Origin of the sequence: Amycolatopsis sp. TNS106 (genome assembly GCF_019330265.1) — a bacterium.
Lineage (GTDB): Bacteria > Actinomycetota > Actinomycetes > Mycobacteriales > Pseudonocardiaceae > Amycolatopsis > Amycolatopsis lurida.
The window spans coordinates 1,413,143-1,433,397 of record NZ_CP024972.1 but is presented as its reverse complement, the minus strand read 5'-3'; the positions used below and the strand labels follow the sequence as shown (position 1 = coordinate 1,433,397).

22 protein-coding genes are annotated in these 20,255 nt (G+C 67.4%); 13 read left to right on the top strand and 9 right to left on the bottom strand.

Annotated elements, in window-relative coordinates; genetic code table 11:
* Positions 1-25: 25 nt before the first annotated feature.
* Positions 26-841: a MerR family transcriptional regulator gene (locus CVV72_RS06385; RefSeq protein ID WP_219151486.1), complete on the top strand. Its 816-nt coding sequence runs from the start codon at positions 26-28 to the stop codon at positions 839-841.
* A 50-nt stretch (positions 842-891) separates the two neighbouring features.
* Here CVV72_RS06385 and CVV72_RS06380 read toward each other — a convergent pair whose 3' ends face one another.
* Positions 892-1,674, bottom strand: a complete 783-nt coding sequence (locus tag CVV72_RS06380; RefSeq protein WP_219151485.1) for an alpha/beta fold hydrolase — start codon at positions 1,672-1,674, stop codon at positions 892-894.
* Between the two features lie 51 nt (positions 1,675-1,725).
* On the opposite strand from CVV72_RS06380, the gene CVV72_RS06375 reads away from it, so the two are divergent.
* Complete coding sequence (locus tag CVV72_RS06375; RefSeq protein WP_219151484.1) at positions 1,726-2,292, top strand: GNAT family N-acetyltransferase; 567 nt, start codon at positions 1,726-1,728, stop codon at positions 2,290-2,292.
* A complete protein-coding gene (locus tag CVV72_RS06370; protein WP_219151483.1) occupies positions 2,289-2,915 on the top strand; it encodes a LysE family translocator in 627 nt (208 codons plus the stop codon). Before CVV72_RS06375 ends, CVV72_RS06370 begins: the two co-directional genes overlap by 4 nt.
* A 24-nt stretch (positions 2,916-2,939) precedes the next feature.
* On the opposite strand, the gene CVV72_RS06365 is transcribed toward CVV72_RS06370, so the two are convergent.
* Positions 2,940-3,998, bottom strand: coding sequence for a cobalamin-independent methionine synthase II family protein (locus tag CVV72_RS06365; protein ID WP_219151482.1), 1,059 nt, complete (start codon positions 3,996-3,998; stop codon positions 2,940-2,942).
* Positions 3,999-4,253: 255 nt separating this feature from the next.
* Between CVV72_RS06365 and CVV72_RS06360 the strand changes: the two genes are divergently transcribed.
* From CVV72_RS06360 to CVV72_RS06335, 6 genes are all read left to right on the top strand, one after another.
* Positions 4,254-4,520, top strand: coding sequence for a DUF3040 domain-containing protein (locus tag CVV72_RS06360; protein WP_219151481.1), 267 nt, complete (start codon positions 4,254-4,256; stop codon positions 4,518-4,520).
* Positions 4,521-4,581: 61 nt separating this feature from the next.
* Complete coding sequence (locus tag CVV72_RS06355) at positions 4,582-5,007, top strand: YciI family protein (RefSeq protein WP_219151480.1); 426 nt, start codon at positions 4,582-4,584, stop codon at positions 5,005-5,007.
* Positions 5,008-5,016: 9 nt separating this feature from the next.
* On the top strand, positions 5,017-6,069 hold the full coding sequence (locus tag CVV72_RS06350) for a DNA polymerase IV (protein ID WP_219151479.1): 1,053 nt from the start codon (positions 5,017-5,019) through the stop codon (positions 6,067-6,069).
* Between the two features lie 245 nt (positions 6,070-6,314).
* Positions 6,315-7,790: an adenosylhomocysteinase gene (ahcY, locus tag CVV72_RS06345; protein WP_219151478.1), complete on the top strand. Its 1,476-nt coding sequence runs from the start codon at positions 6,315-6,317 to the stop codon at positions 7,788-7,790.
* 76 nt (positions 7,791-7,866) lie between these two features.
* Positions 7,867-8,139, top strand: a complete 273-nt coding sequence (locus tag CVV72_RS41920) for a DUF6131 family protein (RefSeq protein WP_219154436.1) — start codon at positions 7,867-7,869, stop codon at positions 8,137-8,139.
* A gap of 149 nt (positions 8,140-8,288) precedes the next feature.
* Positions 8,289-8,510: a DUF2795 domain-containing protein gene (locus CVV72_RS06335; RefSeq protein ID WP_219151477.1), complete on the top strand. Its 222-nt coding sequence runs from the start codon at positions 8,289-8,291 to the stop codon at positions 8,508-8,510.
* A gap of 157 nt (positions 8,511-8,667) precedes the next feature.
* Here the strand turns inward: CVV72_RS06335 and CVV72_RS06330 are convergent, their stop codons facing one another.
* The 7 genes from CVV72_RS06330 to CVV72_RS06300 all read right to left on the bottom strand — a co-directional run bounded on the left by CVV72_RS06330 (position 8,668) and on the right by CVV72_RS06300 (position 13,925).
* Complete coding sequence (locus tag CVV72_RS06330) at positions 8,668-8,880, bottom strand: hypothetical protein (RefSeq protein ID WP_219151476.1); 213 nt, start codon at positions 8,878-8,880, stop codon at positions 8,668-8,670.
* 150 nt (positions 8,881-9,030) lie between these two features.
* A complete protein-coding gene (locus tag CVV72_RS06325; protein WP_219151475.1) occupies positions 9,031-9,903 on the bottom strand; it encodes a Ku protein in 873 nt (290 codons plus the stop codon).
* A 118-nt stretch (positions 9,904-10,021) separates the two neighbouring features.
* Complete coding sequence (locus tag CVV72_RS06320; RefSeq protein WP_034307723.1) at positions 10,022-11,248, bottom strand: styrene monooxygenase/indole monooxygenase family protein; 1,227 nt, start codon at positions 11,246-11,248, stop codon at positions 10,022-10,024.
* 24 nt (positions 11,249-11,272) lie between these two features.
* Positions 11,273-11,890 (bottom strand): ATP/GTP-binding protein, encoded by a 618-nt coding sequence (locus CVV72_RS06315; RefSeq protein WP_219151474.1) that lies wholly within the window; start codon positions 11,888-11,890, stop codon positions 11,273-11,275.
* Positions 11,865-12,248, bottom strand: coding sequence for a DUF742 domain-containing protein (locus tag CVV72_RS06310; protein ID WP_219151473.1), 384 nt, complete (start codon positions 12,246-12,248; stop codon positions 11,865-11,867). Before CVV72_RS06310 ends, CVV72_RS06315 begins: the two co-directional genes overlap by 26 nt.
* Positions 12,249-12,267: 19 nt before the next feature.
* Positions 12,268-12,702 (bottom strand): roadblock/LC7 domain-containing protein, encoded by a 435-nt coding sequence (locus tag CVV72_RS06305; protein ID WP_005159022.1) that lies wholly within the window; start codon positions 12,700-12,702, stop codon positions 12,268-12,270.
* Positions 12,699-13,925: a sensor histidine kinase KdpD gene (locus tag CVV72_RS06300; protein ID WP_219151472.1), complete on the bottom strand. Its 1,227-nt coding sequence runs from the start codon at positions 13,923-13,925 to the stop codon at positions 12,699-12,701. The genes CVV72_RS06305 and CVV72_RS06300 overlap by 4 nt, the downstream gene beginning before the upstream one ends.
* Before the next feature lie 271 nt (positions 13,926-14,196).
* Here CVV72_RS06300 and CVV72_RS06295 point away from each other — a divergent pair, with 271 nt between their 5' ends.
* The 4 genes from CVV72_RS06295 to CVV72_RS06280 all read left to right on the top strand — a co-directional run bounded on the left by CVV72_RS06295 (position 14,197) and on the right by CVV72_RS06280 (position 20,186).
* The gene (locus CVV72_RS06295; protein ID WP_219151471.1) at positions 14,197-14,826 is read left to right on the top strand and encodes a TetR/AcrR family transcriptional regulator; all 630 of its coding nucleotides are present in this window, start codon (positions 14,197-14,199) and stop codon (positions 14,824-14,826) included.
* 30 nt (positions 14,827-14,856) lie between these two features.
* Positions 14,857-16,590 (top strand): ABC transporter ATP-binding protein, encoded by a 1,734-nt coding sequence (locus CVV72_RS06290; RefSeq protein ID WP_219151470.1) that lies wholly within the window; start codon positions 14,857-14,859, stop codon positions 16,588-16,590.
* Positions 16,590-18,617: an ABC transporter ATP-binding protein gene (locus tag CVV72_RS06285; protein ID WP_370641861.1), complete on the top strand. Its 2,028-nt coding sequence runs from the start codon at positions 16,590-16,592 to the stop codon at positions 18,615-18,617. The genes CVV72_RS06290 and CVV72_RS06285 overlap by 1 nt, the downstream gene beginning before the upstream one ends.
* A 111-nt stretch (positions 18,618-18,728) precedes the next feature.
* On the top strand, positions 18,729-20,186 hold the full coding sequence (locus CVV72_RS06280) for a DNA polymerase ligase N-terminal domain-containing protein (RefSeq protein ID WP_219151469.1): 1,458 nt from the start codon (positions 18,729-18,731) through the stop codon (positions 20,184-20,186).
* Positions 20,187-20,255 lie beyond the last annotated feature (69 nt).

The following is a 20,255-nucleotide window of genomic DNA, read 5'->3' as shown; positions in this document are numbered from 1 at the left end:
GTCAGGCTGTGCGCTGGGAGTCGTCATGTTCAGTATCGGAGATTTCGCCAAGCACGGCCGGGTGTCGGTCCGCATGCTGCGTCACTACGACGCCATCGGGCTGCTGCGCCCTGCCCACGTCGACCCGTTCAGCGGTTACCGGTCCTACACCGGCGAGCAGCTGGCCCGGCTCAACCGGGTGATCGCGCTCAAGGATCTCGGTTTCACCCTCACCCAGGTGCAGGAGATCCTCGACGCGGAGATCGGCGCGGACGAGCTGCGCGGAATGCTGCGGCTGCGCCGCGCCGAACTCGAAGCGGCCATCGCGGCCGACGAGGCGCGGCTCAAGGCTGTCGAAGCGAGGCTCCGGTCGATCGAAAGCGAGGGAACCATGCCTTCTGAAGACGTCGTCGTCAAAAGCCTGCCCGCGGTGCGCGTCGCCGAGCTGACCGGGACGGCGGGCGGTTACGTGAACGACGAGATCGGGCCCGTCGTGCAAGGGCTCTACAAGGAGTTGTTCGGCGCGCTCGGCCCGATCACGCCGTCCGGCCCGCTCATCGCCTACTACGAAGACGACGCCGACGGCGAGCGAGTGCGGATCCACGCCGCGGTCCCGATCGCGGCCGAAACCGATGGCACGGAAGGATTCTCGACGGTCCGCCTCGCCGAAGTCGCGACCGCGGCGACGATCCTGCACCGAGGTTCGATGGCGACCGTGCTCTCCAGCTACCAGGCACTGGCGAAGTGGGTCGACGCCCACGGGTACCGCGCGAGCGGCCCGGCACGGGAGTTCTACCTCGAATGCCCGGAGGACGGGGACAAGTGGGTCACCGAGCTGCAGCAGCCGATCACCAAGGCCTGACCCTCACGTGGGTCGTGAGTGGCGTTTCGGGTTCTAACCCGAAACGCCACTCACGACCCACCGCGGTCGCTCAGGAAGCCGGTCACCGCGGCCCGGAACTCGTCCGGCGCCTCCAGCCACGGCACGTGCCCGACCTTCTCGAACCGCACCCGCCTCACCGACGGCAGGGCCCGCTCCAAGGAGTCGACGGCCCACCGGGGCCGGTTGTCGGCCATGCCGTCCACGATCAGTGTCGGCACCCGCAGCGACTCGCAGGCCGAGACGAGCTCCGACTCCGGCACGGTCCGCATCTCCTCGCTGAGCGCCGTGTTCGCTTCGTAGTTGACCGGGAACCAGGGTGTCGCCATCGCTTCGGCGTGGCGCGCGCCGTCGGTCACGAAATCGGCCGTCCACTGCCATATCGCGCGTTCGCGGCCCTCGCCGCGAGGCTTCGCGCCCACCACTCGCTCGAAGTTCCGCTTGAATTCCGCGTGCCATTCATGGCCGAGGCCGACACCCGACACGTAAACGAGCGCGCTCACCCGTTCCGGTCGCGCCAGCGCGTAAAGGAGGCCGAGATGCGCACCCCACGAATGCCCGAGAACCGGGACGCGGTCGAGGCCGTGCCACTCGCGGACGGCGTCGACGTCGGCGACCATCCGTTCGAGGGTGTACGGGCCCCGCGCTTCCGAACGCCCGGCACCGCGCTGATCCCACCGGATCAGCCGGAACCGCGGACCGAGATCGAGGGTGCCGAACATGTCCCACAGACCGGGACCGCCGTGGCAGCACAGGATCGGTTCGCCCCGGCCGGTCGCCGAGGTCCACAACTCGCGGCCGTCGTCGGTGATCATCACGTGATTATCCGATAGGCCGGGCCGCGGCCGTTGACTATCTTCCGCGCCATGACGACGTACACACCGCCGCAGCGGACGGCCACCCTCGCCGACGCGCCCGCGATCGCGGCGCTGATGCGAGCCTCGGTGCTCGAGTTGTTCCCCCGGTTCTACGACGAACGGCAGACCGCGAGCGCGGCGGACCACATCGCGCGTCTCGACCTGCGGTTGATCGAAGACGGCACCTACTTCGTGCACGAGGCGGACGGCGAGATCGTCGCCTGCGGGGGCTGGAGCAGGCGCAACAAGACCCACGCGGGTGCCGGCGACGCGTCGGACGACGACCGTCCGCTCGATCCGGCCACCGAGCCCGCGCGCGTGCGCGCCATGTTCGTCCGCGGCGACTGGACACGCCGTGGGCTCGGACGCGCGATACTCGAGTCCTGTCGTCTCGCGGCGAAGGCCGAGGGCTTCACGTCGCTGACACTGACCGCGACCCTGCCCGGTGTCCCGCTGTACCTGTCGTTCGGCTTCACCGAAGTCGAACGGGTGACCGTCACGACGCCCGACGGCGTCGACGTACCGGGCGCCGTCATGGCCAGGGACATCGACGAGCCGGATAGCATCGAAAGATGATCTCCGGGACCACCGCATTTTCGTTCGTCTTGATCTGCCTGCTCGGCGCGATGGCACCGGGCCCGGATTTCCTGGTCGTGACGCGCAGCGCGATCCTCGGTGGGCGCAAGGCCGGGATCGCCGCCGGGCTCGGTATCGCACTCGGCGTCTTCGTCTGGGTGGTCGCGATCGCGCTCGGGGTCGCGGCGATCCTCACCGCGTCGGCGATCGCCTTCACCGTGGTGAAGCTGATCGGCGCCGGATACCTGATCTTCCTCGGGGTCAAGGCGTGGCTGGCGGTGCGCCGCGGCGACTACAGCGAGCTCAAGGACAGGGTGGCGCCCGTCGTCGCGCCCAAGGAGGCGTTCCGGCAGGGGCTGCTCACGAACCTGTTCAACCCGAAGGTCGCGATGTTCTTTCTCGCGCTGATCCCGCAGTTCCTCCCGCATTCGGCCTCGACCGCGCAAACCCTGCAGCTGGCCGTGCTGGCCACCACGGTGGCCGTCGTCTGGACCTTCGTCCTGGCGACGCTGGTGGGTTCGCTGCGGAGGTTCTTCAGCTCCGGCAGGGTGCGGCGCACGATGGACGCGGTGATGGGCACCTTCCTGGTCGGACTCGGCATCCGGGTCGCGGTGCAGAACTGACCCGAAGGCGCCCATCAATCGACGTCAGAGGGTTTCGGCGGCGAGGCGCGTACCTTCGACACGGGCGGCGATCTTGGCGAACGCGATCTCCCGCGACGTCGAGGTGTCGTCGGCGAACGGCGAGAAACCGCAGTCGTCACAGGTGCCCAGCCGGTCCGGCGGAATGTACCGCGCCGCCTGGAGAACCCGGTCCCGGACTTGTTCGGCGGTTTCGACGCGCGGGTCGATCGGGTCGGTCACGCCGACGAAGACCCGCTGCTCCGGACGAGCATGCTCGGCGATCACCCGCAATGCCCGCTCGGGATCCGGCTCACTGGCCAGCTGGACGTAGACATTGCCCACCTTCAACCGGAACAACGTCGGCAGCAGCTCGGCGTAGTCGACATCCAGGCTGTGCACGGAGTCCTGGTCCCCACCCGGGCAGGTGTGCACGCCGATCTTCGCCCGCTCCTCCTCGGAGAAGCGGTCCAGTACGGTGTTGTTCAGATCCACAAAGGACCGCAGCAGCCCGCCGGACGGATCGAGCTTCAACGACAACCGGCCTTCGGTGAAGTCGATCTGGACACTGTCCGCGCCCGCGTCGAGACTGCGGCGGATATCTGCCTCGGCCTCGTTCACCAGGTCGGCGATGAACTGATCCTTGTCATATCCGGCCAATTCCTCACCGGGATAGACGAGACTGACCGCCGAAGCCGCGATCACCGCCTGCTTCACCGGCCGGGTCGCGTACTTCTTGGCTTCGCGCAGATAGGCGTCGGCGTAGGTTTGATAGCGGAACGGCCCGGAGGTCAGCCTCGGAAGCTGCCGGGTGTGCCCGTCGGCGAACGGGATGACGACGCCGTCGGGCGCCAGCGAAGTGAGGCCCGCCAAGGGATACGTGGCGAAACTCGGCTTGCCCTGCTCGCCGTCGGTGATGACCGGCGAGCCGGTCTCCTCCAGTCGCTTGATCGTCTCCACGAGAGCTTTTTCCCGCGACTCGCCGAGTCCGTCGGCGTCGAGCCGTCCGGCCGCGTGCTCACCGAGCGCTTCGATGAGGTAGCCGGGGCGGGGAATACTGCCGATCGGTTCAGTGGGGATGGTCATCGCTCGCGTCCTCCCAGAAGGCACAGCCCGCGGCCGCCCTGGCCACAAGCGGGAAACTACCGAGCGCCTTCCTCCTTGACGATCTTTCAGCGTGCCGAAACCCCCCAATGGCGCAATGGTTAGCTCCCCGAAGGATCTTTGCTCCCGAGCCGTATAGGTCGTTATACGAAGCGCGGGGAAATTCGATGCTTATCCGGCCCTGCTCCTGGGTATTCCGTGGATGTCGACGGCCTGGGCGCGCCGAAGGAGAAACCGATGCTGAGCCATCACGATCGGCAAGAGCTGGAGAAGATCGAGCGTTGGTTCGAGCTCACCGAGCCGGCCTTGGCCGCCCGGCTGCGGTCCGGCAGGCCCGCCCAGCCCCCGCTGCTCCGCCTGGCCCTCCTTCTCAGCCTCGACATCACCGCGGGGATGTTGATGCTGCTGGGCATCGTGGTGAACAGCCCGGCCCTGTTGCTGACCGGGATGATCACCGTGACCGCGGCGGTGATCGCGCACCTTTCCCGGTTCGGGCGTTCCTGATCGTCTTCCCGTCCGCCGGTAGAGTCCGGGCGATACGTCCGGTTCACTGGGAGGAAGACGCATGCGTTTCATGATCATCATCAAGGCGGACGAGGATTCCGAGGCCGGGAAGCTGCCGCCGATGGAGGCTTTGACCGCCATGGCGAAGTTCAACCAGGAGATGCTCGACGCCGGGGTGCTGGTCGGCGGCGAAGGCCTCCAGGAAAGTTCGAAGGGCGCACGGGTCACGCTCACCCCGGCCGGGGCCACCGTCACCGATGGCCCGTTCACCGAAGCCAAGGAACTCGTCGGCGGCTTCTGGATCGTCGACGTCCCTTCGCGCGCCGAAGCGATCGAGTGGGCCAAGCGGTGCCCCACTCCCCCGACCGGCGACACCGTGCTCGAGATCCGCAAGATCCTCGAAGCCGAGGACTTCGGCGAGAACTTCACCCCGGAACTGCAGGAGAACGAGCAGCGGATGCGCGACGAGATCGCCGAACGGTCCTAAGCTCGGTTCATGGCCGCCGGGGAGTGGATACTTCACGTCGACCTCGACCAGTTCATCGCGGCGGTCGAGGTCGCCCGGCGGCCTGAGCTGCGCGGTAAGCCCGTCATCGTCGGCGGCACGGGCGATCCCGCGGAGCGGGCCGTGGTGGCGACGGCCTCGTACGAAGCACGGGAGTTCGGCATCCGGTCCGGCATGCCCCTGCGAACCGCCGCGAAACGCTGCCCTGACGCGATCTTCCTCGCCACGGACGCCCCCGCGTACCAAGAGGTCTCCGACCGGGTGATGGCGACACTGCGGGAATTCCCCGTGGTCGTCGAAGTGCTCGGCTGGGACGAAGCATTCCTCGGCGTCACCACCGACGACCCCGAAACACTCGCCGCCGACATCCGGCTGGCGGTGGCCGAGGAAACCGGGCTCTCCTGCTCCGTCGGTATCGGGGACAACAAGCTGCGCGCCAAACTCGCCACCGGATTCGCCAAGCCGGCGGGGATCTTCCGGCTCGTGCGGGACAACTGGTGGGACGTCATGGCCGAGCGGCCGACGGACGCCCTGTGGGGCATCGGCACCAAGACCACGAAGAAGCTCGCCGAGGCCGGCTACCACACCGTGCTGGAGCTGGCGGGCGCCGATCCGGCGGACCTCGCGGCCCGGTTCGGCCCGAAGCTCGGCCCTTGGTACCGGATCCTCGCCGGCGGAATCGGCGACGCCGAGGTCACCGCGACGCCGTACGTCGCGCGATCCCGTAGCCGCGAGACGACCTTTCAGCAGAACATCACCGATCCCGGGGCCATGGCCGCGGAGGTCGTCGCACTGGCGAAACGCGTCTCACTGGACGTCGCCGAGGAGGGCAGGCCCGCCGCGCGGGTCGCGGTCAAGGTCCGGTTCGCTCCCTTCCAGACCCATACCCACAGCGTGACCCTGCCCGAACGGACCTCGGACCCGGCCAAAATCGAGAAGGCGGCGCTGGCCGTGCTCGGCATGTTCGACCTCGGCAGACCGGTCCGGCTGCTGGGCGTCCGTGCCGAATTCCTCTCCCCTGCGGAGCGATCCGTGTCGCCTTGACAGCGCTCGCGGCGCTTTGCCATCCTGGTTGCGGGTCGAGAGGCGCTGCGACGGAATTCTTCCGCCACGCTCGGCCCGCTGCGACAGACGTAAGGGCGCCTCCCACTGTGGAGGTGCCTTTGTTGCGTCTGAACCCTTTTCCGGCCTTCGAGGCCGAGCACTGAAACCCCCGCGGTGACCCCGTCCTTCCCGCCACCGGCGAAGAGGACCGCTTTGCCCTGCCTTCCTTGATGATTGGAGCACCCATGAGCCCGACCCTGTCCAAGGTCAACGGGATCGAATTCGCCGTCGCCGACCTTTCCCTCGCCGAGGCCGGCCGCAAGCAGCTGCGCCTCGCCGAGGTCGAGATGCCCGGTTTGATGGCGCTGCGCCGCGAATATGCCGACTCCCAGCCGCTGAAGGGCGCGCGGGTCGCGGGTTCGCTGCACATGACCGTGCAGACCGCCGTGCTGATCGAGACGCTCGTCGCGCTGGGCGCCGAGGTGCGCTGGGTGTCCTGCAACATCTTCTCCACGCAGGACGAGGCGGCCGCGGCCGTCGTCGTCGGCCCGAACGGCACCGTGGAGCAGCCGTCGGGTTCTCCGGTGTTCGCGTGGAAGGGCGAGACGCTCGCCGAGTACTGGTGGTGCACCGACCAGCTCTTCGACTTCGGCGACGGCCGCCTCCCGAACATGATCCTGGACGACGGCGGTGACGCGACCCTGCTGATCCACAAGGGAGTCGAGTTCGAGGCCGCCGGCGCCGTTCCGCAGGCGACCGAGGAAGACCCCGAGGAATACCACCTCGTGCTGGAAACCCTGCGCGAGAGCCTCGGCCGCGACACCAGCCGGTTCACCCGCATCGCCAAGGAGGTCCGCGGGGTCACCGAGGAGACCACCAACGGCGTCAAGCGGCTCTACAAGCTCGCCAAGGAGGGCGAGCTGCTCTTCCCGGCGATGAACGTGAACGACTCGGTGACGAAGTCGAAGTTCGACAACAAGTACGGCATCCGCCACTCGCTCATCGACGGTCTCAACCGCGGGACCGACGTGATGATCGCGGGCAAGGTCGCAGTGGTCTGCGGCTACGGCGACGTCGGCAAGGGCGCCGTGGAATCGCTGCGCGGCCAGGGTGCCCGCGTGGTCGTCACCGAGATCGACCCGATCTGCGCGCTCCAGGCGGCGATGGAGGGCCTCGACGTCGTGGAGCTCGACGACGTCGTCGGGCGCGGCGACATCTTCATCACCACCACCGGCAACTTCGACATCATCATGGCCGACCAGATGGCCAAGATGAAGCACAACGCGATCGTCGCCAACGTCGGGCACTTCGACAACGAGATCGACATGGCCGGCCTCGCGAAGATCCCGGGCATCCAGAAGATCGAGATCAAGCCGCAGGTGCACGAGTGGGTCTTCCCCGCCACGGCGGACCGCGAGGCGCACTCGATCATCGTGCTGTCCGAGGGCAGGCTGATGAACCTCGGGAACGCGACCGGCCACCCGAGCTTCGTGATGTCGAACTCCTTCACCAACCAGACGATCGCGCAGATCGAGCTGTTCACGAAGCAGGGCGAGTACACCACCGACGTCCACGTGCTGCCGAAGCACCTCGACGAGAAGGTGGCCCGCCTGCACCTCGACGCGCTGGGCGTCCGGCTGACGAAGCTGACCAAGCGCCAGGCCGAGTACATCGGCGTGGACGTCGAGGGTCCGTACAAGCTGGACCACTACCGGTACTGAGCCCGACAGCTTCGTGAGTGGTAAGGACGGTTCTAACCGTCCTTACCACTCACGAGCCAGGCGTACGTTAGGCCGAATGCGTGAAAACTTCGGCCGGATGGCCCTGTTTCCCTCCGGTGAGGGCGGGAATCCCTCAAGTAGCCACACCCCGGCAGCACGTGAGCCGGGCGACTACGAAGGAGAAGGTGTTCCCGTGATCATTCTCGGCGTCATCCTGATTGTCGTCGGTGTCATCGCCAGCATCCCCGTCTTGTACTCGATCGGGATCGCGCTGGCGGTCATCGGCATCATCCTGGCCGTTCTCGGGAACACCGGGAAGGCCATCGGCGGTCGCGCCCACTGGTACTGAGCACCGGACCGAACCGGTACCAAGCCCCCGGTACCGGCGCTGAAAAACGGCCCGGGCACCCGGCGTTCCCCTCACGCCGGGTGCCCGGGCCGTTTTCGTTCTCCGCCTGCCGGGTATCCGCCCCGGACAAGGCGAAGGAGGGAGAGCCGATGGCTGGGACGGACCCTCGCCCGTACTTGACCGAGGCGAAGTACCCGTGTGGACGAGACGAACTCCTGCGGGCCGCGGCGGCGGCCGGAGCGGGCGACGACATCCTGGGCCCCTTGGGCACGCTGCCCGCCCGTGACTACGCGGACGGGGACGGCGTGTGGGAGGCCGTACGCTCCTGCAACGGGGCGCCGATCCACGACACCGCCAAAGAAGCACCGTGACATGAAGGGGTCCCCCGGCTCCGAGGGGGAGGGAGAGCCGGAGGACCCCGTCATAGTTAACACATTCCCGGCCGCGATGTACACGAACGCATACACCTTCGAGTGGGAATCGGGCACGATCGCCCGAATCAGGCCGGACTGATGTATTGGCCGCCGGTCAAGAAGCCCGTAGCAGCAGCTGGGCCGACACCTCCGCGCACGAGCAGCCTCCATCGACGTCGAAACAGTCGATCGTCAGCGTGTGCCGGGAGAAGTCGAGATCGACGCAGCCGTCTTCGCTGCATTCACTGAAACCACCGTCGACGTGGACCACCAGGGTCCCGTGGCAGTGGTCGAGTCCGCCGGCGCAGAACGCGCACTCCATGTTCATGCCGCCTCCCGCGATCGAATCGAAGATCGCTTCGGAAAAGTTCTCCTCGATTGCCTTACTACCACCGAGGGACGACAGATCCTGGCATACGCGCGGCGTGTCGTGACACCCGGTGCGGTGACACCGGGCACAACCGTCCACAAAGGAGAGTCAGGCGCTCTTCGGGGTTCGCTTGCCCGACGCCGGTTTCTTGGCCGCGGTGGCCTTCTTGGCCGCGGTGGCCTTCTTGGCCGCTGCGGGCTTGCGGCTCTTCTTCGCCTCGCTCACGCTGGCCTGCAAAGCCTCCATGAGGTCGACGACGTCGGCCTTCGCGCCGACGACCTTCGGTTTCGTCGTCTGGTTTCCCGCGGCCTTGGCCTCGATCATGGCTTCCAGGGCCTCACGGTAGGAATCGCTGTACTTCTCCTGCTCGAAGACGGGCTCCGAGAGCGAGTCGATCAGCGACCCCGCCATCGTCAGCTCCTGCGGCCGCACCTGCGGCGGATCCTCGTGCAGGAACCCGAAATCCGGTACGCGGACCTCGTCGGGCCACAACATCGTCGTCATCGTCAGGACGTCGCTGTGGACCCGCAGGATCGCGAGCGTCTCCCGCTGCCGGATGGCGACCTTCGCGACCGCCACGTGACTCGCCTTCTGCAGCGCGTCACGCAGGACCACGTACGGTTTGACGGCGTTCTTCTGCGGTTCGAGGTAGTAGGTCTTGTCGAACTGGATCGGGTCGATGGACTCCAGCGGCACGAACTCGAGCACGTCGATGGCCCGCGACGACGCCAGCGGCAGCTCGGACATGTCCTCGTCGGTGAGCACGACCATCTCGCCGTCGGGCAGTTCGTAGCCCTTGGCGATCTCGGCGTAGGGCACTTCCTCGCCGTCGATCGTGCAGAACCGCTTGTACTGGATCCGGCCGCCGTCGGCCTCGTGCACCTGGCGCAGCGAGACGTTCTTGTTCTCGGTGGCCGCGTACAGCTGGATCGGGATGCTCACCAGCCCGAAGGACACCGAGCCCTTCCACATCGAACGCATCGAGCCGCACCTCCGCTGCCGTCACCGACCGTACTCACACACGGTGACCACGGTAGCCCGAAACGGCGCACCGCGACAGCCCCGCGAACCCGATCGCGGGACTGTCGTCATGCCGGAATCAGACCTCGGCCAGGTATTTCTCGGCTTTCGCGGGGTCCAGGAACCAGTGCTGGAAATCGGTCGGATCGGAGAACCCGTTCGCGAACCGCTTCGCCACGGCGGGCTTCTCCCCCGCCGCGCCGATGATCTGGAGCACATGCGGGGGCGGCGGCTGCAGCATCGCGTTGGTCCAGGTCGTCACGTGCTGGGCGTACTCCCAGTACTTCTCGAACGACGCGGACATCCACTCCTCGTCGAACGGCTTGTCGCCGCGTTCGAGGATCGAGTCCAGATAGGACGCCGCGCAGTGGCTCGCGTTGTTGGAACCCTGCCCGGTGATCGGGTCGTTGGCCACCACGACGTCGGCCATGCCGAGCACCGCGGTCCCCGAGTCCAGCTTGCCGACCGCGTTCCGCACCACGGGCGTGTATCCGCCCGCCAGCGTCGCCTTGTCGTCGGTCAGCACGGCGTTCCGGGACCGCTCGTACTCCCACGGGAGGAACTGCTTCATCAATGACAGGATCCGGTCGAGATGCTGCTGCGGCGACGGCCGGTCGTCCCAGCAGTCGAGCGGGCCGCCGGGGACGCCCTCGAAGAACAGGATGTCGCAGTTCCCGCTCAGCGTGTACGCGGGGATCATGAACAGCTCGCCCACGCCGGGGATGATGTTGAACCGCACCGCCGCCTTGTCCGGATGCTCGGGCCGTCGCTCGAGTCCGTGCACGTACGCCAGCGAAAGCGCGCGCTGGGGTTCGGTGTACGGCGAACGCTCCGGGATCCGGTCGAACAGCTGGACCAGCTCACCCTTGCCCGCCGCGATGACGACCAGGTCGTACAGCTTGGCCAGCGGCGCCAGGTCCGACGTCGTGACGCCGTGGATGACGACCTTGCCGCCGCGATCCTCCACCAGCTCCAGCCAGGCGGCCATCTTCACCCGCTGGTCGACCGACTGGGCGTAGTGCTCCAACGGCCCGAACCAGTCCAGTACCCGGCTGGAATCGGGGCCGGCGATCGAAACGCCGAGCCCTTCGACCTTGACGGTCTCTTCCTCCCACAGGTTCAGCTTGTGGTCCCGCTCGTGCTGCAGAGCGGAGTGGAACATGCACTGGGTCGACATCACCTTGCCGGACCGGATCTCGTCCGGCGTCCGCGCCGACATCACCGTGACGTCGTAGTCGTGGGCGAGCAGGCTCAAGGCCAGCTGCAACCCCGACTGCCCGGCACCGACGATCAGAACCTTGCGCATCCTCGACGTTCCTCCCAGAACCGTTCAGCTGAGTGAAGCGAACTCGCGGCCGGATCCGGAGACCACCGCGAGAGACAGCGTGTGCGACACCAGTTCCTGCAGCGTCGCGACCGCCGACTTCGGGTCGCGGGCGTCACAGGTGACCAGCGGGATGTCCGGGGACAGTGCCAGCGCGTCGCGCACCTCTTCGAGGTCGTGCACCGGCATGCCCTCGAACTGGTTCACCGCGACGATGAACGGCAGCTCGGAGTCGTTCTCGAAGTAGTTGATCGCGGCGAACGACTGGTCGATCCGGCTGGTGTCGACCAGCACGACGGCGCCGAGCGCGCCGCGCGAGAGGTCGTCCCAGAGGAACCAGAACCGGGCCTGACCGGGGGTGCCGAACAGGTACAGGAGCAGGTCGTCACGCAGGGTGATCCGGCCGAAGTCCATCGCGACCGTGGTGGTGGATTTGGTTCCGGGCGGCACCAGCTCGTCGACACCGGCCCCGGCCTCGGTCATCCAGGCCTCGTTGCTCAGTGGCGGGACCTCGGAGACGGAGCCGACGAAGGTCGTCTTGCCCACGCCGAATCCACCGGCGACCACGATCTTGGCGGAAATCGCCAGCAGACTGGGGTCAGACCGGGAGGCGCTTGAGTCCATCGAGGATCCTCTCGAGCACGTTCGTATCGTGGTTGTAGGCGTGGGCCGTCGGGTGCACGAAGACGGCGCCCTGGGTGGCGAGGTCGCCGATGAGCACCCGGACCACGCCCAGTGGCAGATCCAGTCCCACCGAGAGCTCGGCGATCGACGAGCGATCCCGGGCGCGCTCGTACAGGGCGCGCGATTCGGGCATCAGCGCCTCCGCCAGTGACGGGTCGTAACGCGGGACCGAGATCAGGGTCTCCACCAGCAGCAGCTGGCTGCTCTTGGTCCGGCCGCCGGTCAGCGCGTACGGCCGGATTCTGCGGCTGCGCATCTTGACCGGCCGGTCCGGAGATTGGTCGCTGGACACGGTCATCCCTTCCTTCTCCGGATTCTCAGGCCTGCGGCCGTCGGGCGGTCAGGACCTGCCGGAGTCCCGCTCGCACCTCGGGGGTGAGGGCGTGACCGGCGTTGGTGATGAACTGGGTCATCTCGTAGGCGACGACCTTCATGTCGCAGTCCGGTTCGGTGAGCACCGCCAGCCCCGCCTCGGCACCGATTCCCATGAACAGGAAGTACCCGCGGGTGAGCCGGATGATGATCTGCTCGCAGTTGCCCTTGCCGAACAGCGCGGCACTGTTGCCCGCGAGGCTGAGCAGACCGCTCGCGATGGCCGCGAGCTGCTCGGCGTCGTCGCTCGACACCGATTCCGAAGCGGTCAAAGGGAAACCGTCGACGGACATGATCAGCGCGTGGCTGGCACCGTGCACCTTGCGCACGAAGTCGTCGAGCAACCACGTGAAATCCGTGGTCGCGTCCTGGGCGGTCACTGGGTGTTTCCTCCGGTCTCACGCTCGTGCCGGTCGTCGAGGGCGGCACGCTCGCCGTCGCTGAAGGCATCGAGGTCGGCCAGCAGCGCCTCGTGCCCGTCCGCCGCGTCGGCGGACGGGGTGGTCGGCGGGGCCGGTTCGTCGGGCAAGGTCCTGATACTGCGGGAAACCCGGCGCGGAAGGCCGCTGGCCGTGGTGCCGCCGTCGGCGGGCGGCTGGAAGGCCGTGCGCGGACGCGGGCTGGGCTTCCGTTCCGGTTCCGGTGCCGCGGAAGGAGCCGGGCGGCGGCGCGGCAGTCCGGACGGGGTGGCGACCGGGGTTCCGACGGGCGCGCCGTTGGTGATCCTGGCCTGCGGCAGCACGACGGTCTGCGAACCGGACCACTGCTTCTCGGCCAGTTCCGACACCACCGGGACCGGCAGCAGCACGGTCGCGACCGTGCCGTGCGGGGTACGGCGGTCGAGCTTGACGGTGATCTCGTGCCGGTCGGCGAGCCTGCCGACGACCGCGAGTCCCATATGCCGCACGGAATCGTCGTCGAGCACCGGACCGGCCGCCAGCCGCTCGTTCAGCGCCGCGAGGCGTTCGGGCGGCATGCCGATGCCCTCGTCCTCGATGCGGATCAGCACGCTTCCCTGTTCGGTGAGATGCGCGCTGACACTGACCGGCGAACTCGGCGAAGACTGGTTCGCCGCGTTGTCGAACAGCTCCGCGAGGATCCGGCTGACGTCTTCGGCGGCGAAGCCGACGACGCCGAGCGAAACGACACGCCCGATCGTGATCCGCGAGTAGTGGTCGATCGACGACATCGCGGCCCGCATCACGTCGAGCACGGACGAGATCCCGGCGGTCGTGTCGTCGGCGTCGCGGCCGGCGAGGACACGCAGGTTCTCGGCGTTGCGACGCAACCGGGTCGCCAGGTGGTCGAGGCGGTAGAGCTCGGCGAGGCGGTCGGAGTTCTCCTCCCCCGCCTCCATCGTCTCCAGTTGCGCGAGCAACTGGTCGAGCAGATTGAGGTCGCGCAGCGCGACATTCGAACAGACCCCGGCGAGCGCACCGGCGTCCGGTGCCTCCACGGCAGGCCGTTGTTCCACCGCCGGTTCGACCGGCGGAGCCGACGGAGCGTGCCGGGGCGGTGCGGCGAGGAACTGCGCCGCGGCGACCCTGGAACGGTCCAGAAGAACCCGTGAGCGGTCAAGCAAGCCTCGAGCCCGCGTCACCATGTGCTTCCACTTCTTTCTCTTCGCATACCCGGACCCGTGTCGCACTCCCCAGCACAACGACGGCCATGCAAGCAGAAGTCACTATCCGTGTCCACAGTCGGTTTCCGTTCAACCGCTGGCAGTGACGTGGTCACGAACGCGTTACGGCTGGTGAGCGGGGCGCGCTAGGCCATTCGGCTGCATCTGAGTGTTTCGCGCCACGGAGGATGCGCAAAAAGTGCGGGGTGCGCATTAATTTGCGCGCCCCGCAACTTTTCCCTAGGCTGAGCGCATGGCCTCCGACCCGACCGCGCCTCTCGGGCTGCGCGAACGCAAGAAGCGCGCGGCCCGTCGCGCCATGAGCGAGGCGGCATTGAAACTCGCCATGGAGAAGGGTGTCGAGCAGGTTCGTGTCGAGGACATCGCCACCGCCGTCGGGGTCTCACCCCGCACGTTCAACAACTACTTCTCCAGCAAAGAGGAGGCGATCTGCTCGTTCATCGTCGAACGGCAGGAACTCCTGCGGGAAGCGCTGCGCGCGCGGCCTTCGGAAGAGACGCTGTGGGAGGCTGTCGGTACCGCGACGGTGGAAGCCTACGGCAGCCTGGGCGAACCGAATCGCGGCTCGGTCGAGCTGGCGCGGTCACTGCTCTTGCACCCGTCCGTGCAGGGCGAGTTCCTCAAAGCGCACGCCAAGGTCGAACAGGTACTGGCGGACGCCATCCTGGAACGTGCGGGCGCGGGCCCGGAAAACGCGTTGAACGCGCGGCTCATGGCGGCGATCGTGGAGTCCGCGGTGAAGACCGCGTTCTTCAGCTGGCTGATCGACGAGGGCTCCAGGCCGTTCCTGGAGACGCTCGACGTCCTCCTGCACGAGGCCGCGGCGGGCATCCCCTCGCTCACCGGCGCGAACCCGAAGTAACACCCGACCCACCACTGGGGAGAAACCGTTGTGCTGACCAAGCTGTTGCGCATTCACCTGCGCCCGTACCGGCGAGACCTGTGGCTCATCGTGCTGCTGCAGTTCGTCCAGACCCTCGCCGGGCTCTACCTCCCCACGCTGAACGCCGACATCATCGACGGCGGTGTGGTCAAGGGCGACATCGACTACATCCTCGGTGTCGGCGGCGTCATGCTGCTCGTGTCGCTGGTGCAGATCGCCTGTTCGATCGGCGCCGTCTACTACGGCGCCCGGACCGCGATGGCGGTCGGCCGGGACGTCCGCGGCGCGATCTTCCACCGGGTCCAGGACTTCTCGGCCCGCGAAGTCGGCCACTTCGGGACGCCGTCGCTGATCACCCGCACCACCAACGACGTGCAGCAGGTGCAGATGCTGACGTTGATGGCCTTCACCCTGATGGTGTCCGCGCCGATAATGTGCTTCGGCGGCATCATCATGGCGCTGAACCAGGACGTCACGCTCTCGTGGCTGCTTGTGCTCGCGGTGCCGATCCTCGGTGTCTCGGTCGGGGTCATCATCGCGAAGATGCGTCCGGCGTTCCGGCTGATGCAGGAGCGCATCGACAAGATCAACCAGATCCTGCGCGAGCAGATCATGGGCATCCGCGTGATCCGGGCGTTCGTCAAGGACACGCACGAACGGCGGCGGTTCACCAAGGCCAACACCGAACTCCTGGACGTCTCGCTCGTCGTCGGCAGGCTGATGGCCCTGATGTTCCCCATCGTCATGCTCGTGATGAACGCCTCCAGCGTCGCCGTGCTGTGGTTCGGCGGGCTGCGGATCGACGACGGCAGCATGCAGATCGGCGCGCTCACCGCGTTCCTCTCGTACCTGATGCAGATCCTGATGGCGGTCATGATGGCCACCTTCATGTTCATGATGGTGCCGCGCGCCGAGGTCAGCGCCGAGCGCATCACCGAGGTGCTCGACACGCACACCAGCGTCGTCCTCCCGGAGAACCCGATCAGCCCCGGCGAGGTGCACGGACGACTCGAACTGTCCGATGTGGAATTCCGGTTCCCCGGCGCGGAGAAGCCGGTGCTGCAGGAGATCTCGCTGCTGGCCCTGCCCGGTGAGACCACCGCGATCATCGGCAGCACGGGCAGCGGCAAGACCACGCTGCTCAACCTGATCCCCCGGCTGATGGACGTCACCGGCGGCTCCGTGCGGGTCGACGGCGTCGACGTCCGCGAACTGGATCAGACCGTGCTGTCCGACGCCGTCGGGCTGGTGCCGCAGAAGCCGTACCTGTTCGCCGGGACGGTCGCGAGCAATCTTCGCTACGGCAAGTCCGACGCCACCGACGAGGAGCTCTGGCACGCGCTGGAGGTGGCCCAGGGCAAGGACTTCGTCGAGCGGATGCCCGAGGGCCTGAACTCCCCCATCGCCCAGGGCGGGACCAACGTCTCCGGCGGGCAGCGGCAGCGGCTCGCGATCGCCCGGATGCTGGTGCGGCGCCCCGAGATCTACCTCTTCGACGATTCCTTCTCCGCGCTCGACTACGCGACCGACGCCGCGCTGCGGCGGGCGCTCGCGGCCGAGACCGCCGAGGCGACCGTGGTCATCGTCGCGCAGCGGGTCAGCACGATCCGCAACGCCGACCGCATCGTCGTGCTCGACGAAGGCCGCGTCGTCGGGAGCGGCACGCACACCGAACTCATGGACGGCAACGAAACCTATCGGGAGATCGTGCTGTCCCAGCTGACCGAGCAGGAGGCCGCCTGATGAGCGCGCCCGAATCCACACAGTCTTCTTCGGACACCACCACCACCAAACCGGTGGGCGAGCGCGCGAGCGCGGCACGGGGCCCCGGCCCTGGCGGAGGCGGTTTCGGCCGCGGCCCAGCCGGCTTCATGGGCGGACAGCCCGCCGAGAAGGCCCTGGACTTCAAGGGATCGCTGAAACGGCTGCTGCGGCTGCTGCAACCACAGCGCGCCATGCTGTACGGCATCCTGATCTTCGGCATCGCCAGTGTCACGCTCAGCGTCATCGGCCCGAAGATCCTCGGCATGGCCACGGACCTCATCTTCGCGGGCGTCGTCGCGAAGGACATGCCCGCGGGCGTGAGCAAGGAACAGGTCATCGCCGGGCTGCGGGCCGCGGGCGACAACACCGTCGCCGACCTGTACTCGGGGATCGACTTCGTCCCCGGACAGCGCATCGACCTCGACGCCGTCGGCCAGGTCCTGTTGTGGGTCCTGCTGCTCTACATCGTGGCGTCGTTCTTCTCGCTGCTGCAGGCCAGGCTGACCACGAACCTGGTCCAGCGGGCGGTGTTCGACCTGCGTGAGCGGATCGAAGAGAAGTTCGCCAAGCTCCCGTTGAGCTACTTCGACCGCCAGCCGCGCGGCGAAGTGCTGAGCCGGGCCACCAACGACATCGACAATCTCGCGCTGTCCCTCCAGCAGACCCTCGCGCAGATCGTGTCGTCGCTGCTGATGGTCGTCGGTGTGCTGGTGATGATGTTCGTCATCTCGCCCCTGCTGGCGCTCGTCGCGCTCCTCTCGGTGCCGGCGTCGGTGATCGTCGCGGCCAAGATCGGCAAGAAGGCGCAGCCGCAGTTCATCAAGCAGTGGTCCACCACCGGGCGGCTCAACGCGCATATCGAGGAGATGTACACCGGGCACTCGCTGGTCAAGGTCTTCGGGCGCCGCGAGGAGGCCGAAGAGGTCTTCCGTGAGCACAACGACACGCTTTACGGCGCGAGCTTCAAGGCGCAGTTCATCTCGGGCACCATCCAGCCCGCGATGATGTTCATCGGCAACCTGAGCTACGTGCTGGTCGCCGTGATCGGCGCGCTGCGGGTGGCGTCCGGAACCCTGTCACTCGGCGACGTCCAAGCGTTCATCCAGTATTCACGGCAGTTCAGCCAGCCGGTCACCCAGATCGCCAGCATGGCGAACCTGCTGCAGTCCGGGATCGCGTCCGCGGAGCGGGTCTTCGCGCTGCTCGACGCGGACGAGCAGGAACCCGAGCCCGCCGAGCCCGCTCGGGTCGAGGACGTGCGAGGCCAGGTCGAGTTCGAGCACGTGTCGTTCCGGTACGCCGAGGACACCCCGCTCATCGAGGACCTGTCGCTCACCGTCGAACCGGGACACACCGTCGCCATCGTCGGCCCGACCGGCGCCGGGAAGACCACGCTGGTCAACCTGCTCATGCGGTTCTACGAACTCGACAGCGGCAGGATCACCCTCGACGGTGTCGACATCGCCGGGATGGACCGCGAGGACCTGCGGGCCAAGACCGGCATGGTCCTGCAGGACGCCTGGCTGTTCGGCGGAACCATCGCGGAGAACATCGCCTACGGTTCCGAGGGCGCCACGCACGACGAGGTCGTGGCCGCGGCCAAGGCGACCCACGTCGACCGGTTCGTCCGCACCCTTCCCGACGGGTACGACACGGTGATCGACGACGAGGGCGGCACGGTCAGCGCCGGCGAGAAACAGCTGATCACCGTCGCGCGGGCGTTCCTGGCGAAGCCCGCGATCCTCATCCTCGACGAGGCCACCAGCTCCGTCGACACCCGGACCGAGGTACTGATCCAGCGGGCGATGAATTCGCTGCGCGAAGGCCGGACGAGTTTCGTCATCGCGCACCGGCTTTCCACCATCCGCGACGCGGACGTCATCCTGGTGATGGAGAACGGATCGATCGTCGAACAGGGCGACCACGAAACGCTGCTGCTCACCGGTGGTGCGTACTCCCGGCTCTATGCCGCCCAGTTCGCGGAGGCACTGGCCGAAACCGACTGAACAGGATCGCGCGAAGGCCTCTTTTCCTGCTTTCACCGCGGGAAAAGAGGCCTTCGGCGTACGGAAGGTGCGCGAACGGCGCTAGGCTTGCGTGACCCGATCCGGAGAGGGGTGCGCCTGCCGACCATGGCGGAGAAACTCGGCGAATACCGCCGTAAACGCAGACCAGGGCGGACTCCCGAGCCCCTTCCGGATCGCGATGGTAAAACCGGTGCCGACGATCTGTTCGTCATCCAGGAACACCACGCGAGCAGCCTGCACTGGGACATCCGCCTCGAACGGGACGGAGTGCTCGTCTCCTGGGCGGTGCCGAAAGGCCTGCCGATGTCGCCGGATCTCGACCGGCTCGCCGTGCACACCGAAGACCACCCGATGGAATACCTCACCTTCGAAGGCGAGATACCCGCGGGCGAATACGGCGGTGGCACCATGACGATCTGGGACACCGGCCGGTACGAAACGCTGCACTTCGACGACCACAAGGTCGAGGTAATCTTCCATGGCGAGCGAGCACGCGGGAAATACCAGTTCCTCAACGTGAAGAAGGACGGCAGGGACAACGGCTGGCTGCTCAAAAGACTCGACCCGGCCGATCCCGGCCGCGCGGAACTCCCCTCTTTCCTCGCCCCGATGCTGACCAAACCGGGCCGGCTTCCGTCCACCAGCGAAGACGCGGAATGGGCCTACGAATTCGATTGGTCCGGGCGCCGCACCCTGATCCGGGTGTCCGGGGGACGGATCACCGCCTACGACGATTCGGGTGACGACGTCACCGGGCTGTATCCCGAATTCCGCGGCCTCGGGGAACAACTCGGTGCCACAGAGGTATTTCTGGACGGGGAGATCGTCGTCTTCGACGGCGGGAAGCCGAGTCCGGAAGGGCTCGGGCACCGCGTGCGGGCGACGAAGAACTCCGCCAAACGGCTCATGCCCCGGTATCCGGCCTTCTATCTGGTGAACGACCTCCTGCATCTCGACGGCCGCTCCTGCCTCGGCACGTCCTACGTCGACCGGCGAGAACTCCTCGACGAACTCGGGTTGAGCGGCCCGCATTGGCAAGTCTCGCGGTACTACCCCGGGGACGGCGGCGCGGTCGCGCGGGCGGCTCGCGAACACGGGCTAGCCGGTATCGTCGCCAAACGGGCCGGCTCCGCGTACCACCCGGGCAGGCGCACCGGTGACTGGCTTTCCATCACCGGAACCCTGGTGCAGCAAGTGGTGCTGGGCGGCTGGCGGCCGGGCGGCGGCAGCCGGGCGGACACGTTCAGCTCACTGCTGCTCGGCGTCCCGCACGAGGATGGCCTGCGGTACATCGGAAACGTCGGTGTCGGCTTCGCGGGCAGCGAACTCGCCGAGCTTTCCCGGCGGCTGTTCCGCTTGGAGCGCAAGACATCCCCGTTCCACTCCGTTCCGGAGAAGCAGGCGCGCGACGCGCGCTGGTCGCGGCCGACCATCGTCGGCGAAGTCGTCTTCGGCGGCTGGACCGACGCGGGCTGCCTGCGCAACCCGCGCTGGCGCGGTCTGCTGCCGGACGTCACCGCCGACGAGGTCGAGCTCGACGGGGACTAGGCTGTGTCCGGTAAGTCTGTTCGATGGGCTTCGTGATCCAGGTGGTTCCTGGCGGCCTGGGCGCGGAGA